The sequence below is a fragment of the Pseudorhizobium halotolerans genome (assembly GCF_902153235.2).
GTDB classification, from domain to species: Bacteria; Pseudomonadota; Alphaproteobacteria; order Rhizobiales; family Rhizobiaceae; genus Neorhizobium; species Neorhizobium flavum.
Genome location: NZ_CABFWE030000001.1, coordinates 533,052 through 541,470 on the forward strand (window position 1 = coordinate 533,052; position 8,419 = coordinate 541,470).

Below are 8,419 nucleotides of genomic sequence, written 5' to 3' on the forward strand. Positions count from 1 at the left end.
AATTGGCACGGATAATCCAACAAAAATGGCACAGGAGGAGGCCTGCATGGCACGCATCGACAAGAACGGGATCGCAATCGACGAGAAGCTGCACGACTTCCTGGTGCAGGAGGCGATCCCGGGCACCGGTGTCGATGTGGAGCGCTTCTTCTCGCAACTCGCACAGATCATCCACGACCTGGCGCCGAAGAACCGTGCGCTGCTCGCCAAGCGCGACGAGATGCAGGAAAAACTCGACGACTGGCACCGCCAGAACGGCGCGCCGGCCGACCTCGCCGCCTACGAGGCGTTTCTGCGCGAGATCGGCTACCTCCTGCCGGAAGGTCCAGCTTTCACGGTCTCCACCAGCAATGTCGATCCCGAGATTGCGGAGATTGCCGGACCGCAGCTCGTCGTTCCCGTGATGAACGCCCGGTACGCCCTCAACGCGGCGAACGCCCGCTGGGGTTCGCTCTACGATGCGCTTTACGGCACGGATGCCCTTCCTGAGACGGATGGTGCCGAGAGGGGTAAGGGTTACAATCCTGCCCGTGGAGCGAAGGTTATCGCCTGGGCGCGGTCCTTCCTGGATGAATCTGTCCCGCTTTCAGGCGCCAGCTGGAGCGACGTGACTGGGTTCGTCGTGACCTCGGGCAGATTAACGGCGGCGGGACCGGAGGGGCGTACGGTCGAGCTCTCAGACCCCGCTCAGTTTGCCGGCTACACGGGCGAACCGTCACAGCCTCAAAGCCTGATCCTGCGCCGCAACGGCCTTCATGTTCAGGTGCTGATCGATCCGACCACCGCGATCGGCAAGGAGGATCCGGCAAAGATCTCGGACGTGCGGCTGGAATCGGCAATCACGACGATCATGGATTGCGAGGATTCGGTCGCCGCCGTCGATGCCGAAGACAAGGTGCTGGTCTATCGTAACTGGCTCGGCTTGATGAAGGGTGATCTCCAGGAGGAGGTGACCAAGGGCGGCAAGACGTTCGTCCGCAAACTTGAGCCGGATCTTGCCTTCACGGCGGCCGAAGGCACGTCGGCAAGCCTCAAGGGCCGGTCGCTGATGCTGATCCGCAATGTGGGTCATCTCATGACCAACCCCGCCATCCTCGACCAGGAAGGTCGTGAGGTGCCGGAAGGCATCATGGACGCCATGGTCACTGCGCTCATCGCCCTGCACGACATCGGTCCGGAAGGTCGCCGCCAGAACTCGCGCCTCGGCTCCATGTATGTGGTGAAGCCGAAGATGCATGGCCCGGAGGAAGTGGCCTTCGCCTGCGAGATCTTCGCACGCGTCGAGGAGGCGCTCGGCATGCCTGCAAACACGATGAAGATGGGCATCATGGACGAGGAACGACGCACCACAGTGAACCTCAAGGAATGCATCCGGGCGGCCCGCGAGCGCGTGGTCTTCATCAATACCGGCTTCCTCGACCGGACCGGCGATGAAATCCACACCTCCATGGAGGCTGGTCCGATGATCCGCAAGGGTGACATGAAGCAGGCGGCCTGGATCAGCGCTTATGAGAACTGGAATGTCGACATCGGTCTCGAATGCGGTCTTTCCGGCCATGCGCAGATCGGCAAGGGCATGTGGGCCATGCCGGACCTGATGGCGGCCATGCTCGAACAGAAGATCGCGCATCCCAAGGCGGGCGCCAATACGGCCTGGGTTCCGTCTCCGACCGCCGCGACGCTGCATGCAACGCATTATCACAAGGTCAACGTGGCGGAGGTGCAGGCAGGGCTGAAGAGCCGGAGCCGCGCCAAGCTTTCCGACATCCTCTCCGTTCCGGTGGTGCCCCGTCCGAACTGGACGCCGGAGGAGATCCAGCGCGAGCTCGACAACAATGCCCAGGGCATCCTCGGCTATGTGGTCCGCTGGATCGATCAGGGCGTCGGCTGCTCGAAGGTGCCGGACATCAACGACATTGGGCTGATGGAAGATCGCGCGACGCTGCGCATCTCGGCCCAGCACATGGCCAACTGGCTCCATCACAAGGTGGTAGGCGAGGAGCAGGTTATCGAGACCATGAAGCGCATGGCGGCGGTCGTCGACGGCCAGAATGCCGGCGATCCGCTCTATCGCCCGATGGCGCCGAACTTCGATGATTCGGTAGCCTTCCAGGCGGCCCTCGATCTGGTGCTGAAGGGACGCGAGCAGCCCAACGGCTACACCGAGCCGGTGCTGCATCGGCGCCGGCTGGAACTGAAGGCAAAGCTGCAGGGATAAAAAGAGAAGAGGCCGCCGGATCGCTCCGGCGGCCTCTTCGATTAAGACGTGGTCGTTCCTTACTGGATCACGACGACCTTCGAGTTCCGGCCGGGCCGCACGCGATTGTAGAGGTCGATGACGTCCTGGTTCATCAGGCGAATGCAGCCGGAGGAGGCCGCCGTGCCGATCGAGGACCATTCCGGCGTGCCGTGCAGACGGAAGAGCGTATCCTGTCCCTTCTCGTTGAAGAGATACATTGCCCGGGCACCGAGGGGGTTGTTGAGGCCCGGTCCCATGCCGGCCTCCACATAGCGGGCCACATCCGGCTTGCGCTCGGCCATTTCCTTCGGCGGATGCCAGGTGGGCCATGCCTGTTTCCAGGCGACATAGGCCTCGCCGGACCACGAAAAGCCCTGCTTGCCGACGCCGATCCCGTAGCGGACGGCCTTGCCGCCCGGCAGGATGTAGTAGAGGAAACGTTCGCGCGTGTTGACGACGATCGTGCCCGGCTTCTCCTGCGTGGAATAGGACACGATCTGCCGGTGGAACTTCTTGTCCAGCCGGTTGATCGGGATAGCCGGAAGAGCATACCCGGCATCAGTCACCGTGCCGTAGGAATCGGTGAAGATCTTGCTGGTTTCGACACGGGTGACTTCCGTCGTGTCGGACGTCGTGGAGCATCCGGCCAGGGCAAGGCTTGCCAGGAGGCCGAATACCATCATGCTTGTGCGGCTGCGCATGGAGTTCTCTTGAAAATGGGTGAGCGACGCAGACGAAAACCGTCTTTGTTCCCGCCTTATTTTCGAATAGGTTTGCCTTGGCAAGCCGCGCCGCGCGTTGGAGGCCAGCCAGCGCCACGATTGGCGGCGACACTGCCTTTTTTGCAACAAGTTCACCTGCCTAAACGGATCGCATGACCCTCGTCAGCATAGCCAACGACAATCCGCTCATTGATGGCCGCCAATCGGCACGGGCCATGATGGTCCGTCGGGGCCTGCAGATCCTGCTCGACGAGATGCGTCACGCGACGCTGCCGGAACTGGTATTGGCGAACGGACGCCGTGCCGACCTGGTGACGGTATCGGAGAAGGGAGAGATCTGGATCATCGAGATCAAGACGTCGATCGAGGACTTCCGGGTCGACTGCAAGTGGCCCGACTACCGCGCCTATTGCGACCGGCTGTTTTTCGCCACCCACAGGGAGGTACCGCTCGACATCTTCCCGGAGGATTGCGGTCTCCTGCTCTCGGACGGCTATGGCGCGCACCTCATGCGCGACGCACCTTGCCACCGGCTGGCGCCTGCAACCCGCAAGTCGCTGATGCTGAACTTCTCCCGTGCCGCCGCCCGGCGACTGCTGATGGCGGAATGGGCGACGGGCAGGAGTTTCGACGAGACCTAGGCTCTATTTCGGTGCCCGCTTGGCGAGGATCCGCTGCAGCGTCCGCCGGTGCATGTTCAGCCTACGCGCCGTTTCCGAAACGTTGCGTTCGCACATCTCGTAGACGCGCTGGATATGCTCCCACCGCACCCGATCTGCGGACATCGGGTTCTCGGGAACGTCCGCCTTCTCGCCTGGCCGCTGCGTCAGCGCATGGAAGATGTCATCCGCATCGGCTGGCTTGGCCAGATAATCGAGAGCACCGAGCTTCACGGCGGTGACGGCCGTGGCGATATTGCCGTAGCCGGTCAGGACGATCGCCTTGGTGTCCTCCCTGAGCTGCCGGATCGCCTCGATCACGTCGAGACCGTTGCCGTCGCCGAGGCGGAGGTCGACGACCGCGTATTTCGGGGGGCGCGCCCGCGACTTGGCAATACCTTCGGCCACCGATTCGGCGATCTCGACCGCGAAGCCTCGCCCCTCCATGGCCCGTGCCAGACGCCGCAGGAACGGGCCGTCGTCATCCACGATCAGAAGCGTCGGATCAGCGCCGATTGCCTCGTCCGGATTGGCAACTGAAGGGGTTGTCTCTCTTTCCATCTCTTCTCTCCAGAAGCGTCACACTGTCATACCGCCTGCAAGCGCGTTGCGAACGACGTGCCGCTGCTAACCTTCCTCGAGCATGGCGCGCGGCCATTCGATCCGGATCCGCGCTCCCGGCTCGGTCCCGCTGCGATTGTCGAATGCCAGTCGGGCGCCGGACCGTTCGAGCAAGGTCTTGGCAATGAACAGGCCAAGCCCCAGGCCGCCCGCCCGTTCGATTTCCTTGTTGCGTTTTGTCATATAGGGCTCGCCGATGCGAGAAAGAATATCCGGCGAGTACCCGGTCCCATCATCCTCGATCACCACAACGACCCGCTCGCGGTCGTGCTCCACCGTCAGTATTACCTGACTGCGGGCGTAGTCGACCGCGTTCTCGACGAGGTTGCCGAGTCCGTAAAGAATGCCCGCATTGCGCAGGCAAACCGGCTCCGTCGCGCGGTCGCCGCGCTCGACAAGTGCGATCTCGATGCCGAACTGCCGGTGCGGAGCGATTACCTCCTCGATCATCGAGGAAAGCGGCAGGCGCCGCATGTGCTCTTCGCTCGCCGCGGAAAGGGAGGTCAGCCGCTGCAGGATGTCGCGGCATCGCTCGCTCTGGCTGCGAAGCAGCTGGACATCCTCGCGCAGGCGCTCGTCGGTGCCGAACTCCCGCTCCATCTCCTTTGCCACGACGCTGATTGTGGCAAGCGGCGTTCCCAGCTCGTGGGCGGCTGCCGCCGCAAGTCCGTCGAGCTGCGACAGGTGCTTTTCCCGCTCAAGTACCAATTCGGTCGCTGCCAGAGCGTCGGCAAGCAGCGTCGCTTCGTTGGAGACGCGATAGGCATAGAAAGCCGCGAAACAGGTCATCGAGACGATAGCGCACCAGATGCCGACCAGCATGACCGGCTGAAGCCGAAGCGTCTCGCCGGGATACCAGGGGAGCGGGTAGGGGGAGAATGCCAGCGCCGTCGTGCAGGCCAGCGCCAGAAGCAGCAGCGGGATCGCGTGACGAAGCGGCTGCGAGGCGAAGGAAATGATTACCGGCACGCAGATCAGCGGAGAGAACGGATTGGCGAGGCCGCCGGTGATGAAGAGCAGCGATGCCATCTGCAGGAGGTCGAAACTCAGCAGCGCGAGTGCCGCATTCGGCCCCAGACGATGCGTTGAAGGGAACCAGAGCGACAGCATGATATTGGCGAGCGCCAGCGCGCCGATCAGGAATGCTGCCTGCAGCAAGGGCAAGGGGAAGGCGAGAAGCAGGTCAACGGCAAGCACGGTCACTGTCTGCCCCGCCACTGCCAGCCATCTGAGCCGCACCAGTGTCTCCAGGCGGAACTTGCGGCTGATGGGTCGCGAGTTGAAATCCCGCGGCGGGGAAATATCCAGGTCCTTGCGGCTTACCGTCGTTGCTGCTTCTCGAATGGTCATCTGCGGCCTTTACGATCTCGCTGCGTCACCGCAGAGGCGGCATACTGTCACGTCCCGCGGGGTTTGGCACGATGGGTCGGCGTTGCCTCGGAAGGATCCTCGGGCCAAGGATGCTTCGGATAGCGGCCGCGCATCTCGGCCCGGACATCCTTCCAGGAGCCTCTCCAGAAGCCGGGCAGGTCGCGGGTGGTCTGGATCGGACGATGCGCCGGCGAGGTCAGCTCCAGCAGAAGCGGCAGGCGTCCGCCTGCGACCGCCGGATGCGTCTTAAGGCCGAACAGCTCCTGGACGCGGATTGCCAGCACCGGCTCGTCACCGTCATAGCGGATCGGATGCCGCTGTCCGCTCGGTGCCTCGAAATGGGTGGGTGCCAGCGCATCGATCTGACGTTGCAGATCATGCGGGATGAGCGAACGCAAACCCTCCGTCAGGCTGCCGGGACGGATGTCATCCAGGCTGGTGGTGTCGCCCTGGAAGGGGACGAACCACGCCTCCAGGCGCCCCAGCAGGCCTTCGTCCGAGACATCCGGCCACGGTTCGCCAATCGTCCGGTGCAGGAAGTCGAGCCGCTGGCGAAGATGCTGGGCATCCTTGGAGAAGGGAAGGGCCACAAGCCCCAGTTCCCGCACGCCTTGTGCCAGGGCCAGCGCGGCCTCCTCTCCTGACGGCCGAGGAAGGGGTGCCTCCTCGAAGATGATTGCTCCGAGACGGGTGACCCGCCGCGCGCGTACCTGCCGGCTCTGCCGGTCAAAGAAGCATTCGTCTCCGCGTATGATGGAAGAGCCGAGGCCCTCCATGACCTCCTTCCGGCTCACGGCCGCCGCAGAGAGGATCCGTCCCCGCGCAGCCCGCCCGGTGAGGTCGGCAATGACCAGCATGGACTCGCCCGCAAGACGCTCGATCTCCGGCAGCTCCGCACCTCGTCCGCTTGCCATCACGAACCGTCCGCGCCCGCCGCGCTGGAGTGCCACCCGATCCGGATAGGCATGCAGGAGCATCCTCCCCGCGGTGGTGGAGGTTTCTATCCTTTCGCCTTGCGGCAGGCTGCCTGCTATGCGGGAAGCCAGCCCCCGCGCCGCCTGCGCCCTTGGGCTCCGGTCATTGCGGAAGCGCCGGAGACGCTCGTCGAGATCGATGTCGCTGCCGCCGAGCCCCTGCTCGGTAAGCAGGACAGCCAGTTCGCTCGCCTCCCGTCCCAGACCGTCGCCGGCCGCAGAGATCACCATCGCCGCAAGACGCGGCGGCAGGGAAAGCCGGCGCATCAGCCTTCCTTCGTCCGTCAGAGAATATCCTGCATCGAGGGCTCCCAGTTGCACCAGCAGCGTGCGGGCTTCCAGCAATGCTGCAGCCGGTGGGGGATCGAGGAACCGCAATGTCCCGGCGTCCTTCACCCCCCAGTGGGCTAGGTCCAGCGCCAGTTGCGAGAGATCGCTGGAGAGGATCTGCGGTGGCGTGAAGGCGGGCAAGGCCGCCGTCTGGCCCGCATGCCAGAGCCGGATCGCGATTCCAGCCTCGGTGCGACCGGCTCGCCCGGCCCGCTGGTCGGCCGAAGCACGCGAAACGCGCACCGTCTCCAGCCGGGTGATTCCCGTGGAAGCCTCGAAGACCGGAAGGCGCTGTAGCCCGCTGTCGATGACGATCCGCACCCCGTCTATGGTGATCGACGTTTCCGCGATCGAAGTTGCGAGCACGATCTTCCGGTGACCTGCAACACTTGGACGGATGGCGAGATCCTGCTCCTTCTGGGTGAGGTTGCCATAGAGCGGGACGATCACCGTCTCCGGACCGAAGCGTCCTTCCAGCCGCTCGGCCGTCCGCTGGATCTCGGCCTGGCCCGGCAGGAAGGCGAGGATCGATCCTGCATCGCTCCGATGGGCCTCGACAACCGCCCGCGCGACACTGTCCTCGACGCGTTCGCCAGGAGGACGGTCGCTGTGGCGGATGTCGATCGGAAAGTTGCGCCCCTGGCTGACGATCACCGGCGGATGGTCCAGGAGATCCGCCACCCGCTCGATGTCGAGCGTTGCCGACATCACCACGATCCGCAGGTCGTCGCGCAGTCCGGATTGCACGTCGAGTGCGAGCGCCAGGCCGAAATCCGCATCCAGCGACCGCTCATGGAATTCGTCGAACAGGACGGCGGAGATACCTTCCAGCTCGGGATCATCGAGCACCATTCGCGTAAAGACGCCCTCCGTCACCACCTCGATCCGGGTGCGGGCCGAGATCCGCGTGTCCAGCCGCATCCTGTAGCCGACGCTGTCACCGATCGCATCGCCGCGCAGTTCCGCCATCCGCCCCGCCGCCGCCCGTGCGGCAAGCCGCCGGGGCTCGACAAGGATGATCCTGCCGCTCACCCAGTCTTGATCGAGGAGGCCCAGGGGAACAATTGTCGTCTTGCCGGCTCCGGGGGGCGCCGAGAGGACGGCCCGCGTTCCGTGGGCCAGGGCTGTCAGGAGTTGGGGGATTACCTCATGGATCGGGAGGGTCGGCATGCTGCCGGCGGTCTCATCTGGCCTGCTATGCGGTGACATCAGACAGAAAGCCTGCCGTTTGCCGGGAAGGGGTACATCGTGTTCACGCTAGGCATCCGCGCTGGTCGGTTTCGCATACAGGCCAGCCTAGCAAGTGACTGCGGGGATCGGAAGGGGCCGCGCCACGTCATCTCGGGAAGCCGCCACGGAAAAAATGACAGTTTTTTGAAATGGCCGGTTGACTTCGGCCTCGGGGTACCTTTATAAGCACAACCACCAACGAGGGCGGCGGCGCTGCTGGCGACGATGTCCTTCGTTCTTGAGAAATCCTTGAAGATTAGCGCATGCTGATTT

General features: G+C 64.0%; 7 protein-coding genes. 2 read left to right on the forward strand and 5 right to left on the reverse strand.

Features of this window, described 5'->3' with window-relative positions:
* Nucleotides 1-46 precede the first annotated feature (46 nt).
* Nucleotides 47-2,218: a malate synthase G gene (locus tag FN060_RS02495; RefSeq protein WP_142586728.1), complete on the forward strand. Its 2,172-nt coding sequence runs from the start codon at nucleotides 47-49 to the stop codon at nucleotides 2,216-2,218.
* Nucleotides 2,219-2,277: 59 nt separating this feature from the next.
* On the opposite strand, the gene FN060_RS02500 is transcribed toward FN060_RS02495, so the two are convergent.
* Nucleotides 2,278-2,940, reverse strand: a complete 663-nt coding sequence (locus FN060_RS02500) for a L,D-transpeptidase (RefSeq protein WP_142586729.1) — start codon at nucleotides 2,938-2,940, stop codon at nucleotides 2,278-2,280.
* A gap of 173 nt (nucleotides 2,941-3,113) precedes the next feature.
* Between FN060_RS02500 and FN060_RS02505 the strand changes: the two genes are divergently transcribed.
* Entirely contained in the window at nucleotides 3,114-3,602 is a 489-nt protein-coding gene (locus tag FN060_RS02505) for an MmcB family DNA repair protein (protein WP_142586730.1), read from the forward strand.
* A gap of 3 nt (nucleotides 3,603-3,605) precedes the next feature.
* On the opposite strand, the gene FN060_RS02510 is transcribed toward FN060_RS02505, so the two are convergent.
* From FN060_RS02510 to FN060_RS02525, 4 genes are all read right to left on the reverse strand, one after another.
* A complete protein-coding gene (locus FN060_RS02510; protein ID WP_142586731.1) occupies nucleotides 3,606-4,181 on the reverse strand; it encodes an ActR/PrrA/RegA family redox response regulator transcription factor in 576 nt (191 codons plus the stop codon).
* Nucleotides 4,182-4,247: 66 nt separating this feature from the next.
* The gene (locus FN060_RS02515) at nucleotides 4,248-5,591 is read right to left on the reverse strand and encodes an ActS/PrrB/RegB family redox-sensitive histidine kinase (protein ID WP_142586732.1); all 1,344 of its coding nucleotides are present in this window, start codon (nucleotides 5,589-5,591) and stop codon (nucleotides 4,248-4,250) included.
* Nucleotides 5,592-5,638: 47 nt separating this feature from the next.
* Nucleotides 5,639-8,125, reverse strand: a complete 2,487-nt coding sequence (gene hrpB, locus FN060_RS02520) for an ATP-dependent helicase HrpB (RefSeq protein WP_142586733.1) — start codon at nucleotides 8,123-8,125, stop codon at nucleotides 5,639-5,641.
* Nucleotides 8,125-8,419 (reverse strand): hypothetical protein (locus FN060_RS02525; protein ID WP_211181466.1); only part of this gene is annotated, 295 nt, incomplete at its 5' end. The genes FN060_RS02525 and hrpB, both read right to left, overlap by 1 nt.

What these genes read in the sequence shown, in the direction of transcription:
- FN060_RS02495 (WP_142586728.1), top strand. Translation starts at nt 47, where the DNA reads ATGGCACGCATCGACAAGAACGGGATCGCAATCGACGAGAAGCTGCAC.
- FN060_RS02500 (WP_142586729.1), bottom strand. Translation starts at nt 2,940, where the DNA reads ATGCGCAGCCGCACAAGCATGATGGTATTCGGCCTCCTGGCAAGCCTT.
- FN060_RS02505 (WP_142586730.1), top strand. Translation starts at nt 3,114, where the DNA reads ATGACCCTCGTCAGCATAGCCAACGACAATCCGCTCATTGATGGCCGC.
- FN060_RS02510 (WP_142586731.1), bottom strand. Translation starts at nt 4,181, where the DNA reads ATGGAAAGAGAGACAACCCCTTCAGTTGCCAATCCGGACGAGGCAATC.
- FN060_RS02515 (WP_142586732.1), bottom strand. Translation starts at nt 5,591, where the DNA reads ATGACCATTCGAGAAGCAGCAACGACGGTAAGCCGCAAGGACCTGGAT.
- hrpB (WP_142586733.1), bottom strand. Translation starts at nt 8,125, where the DNA reads ATGTCACCGCATAGCAGGCCAGATGAGACCGCCGGCAGCATGCCGACC.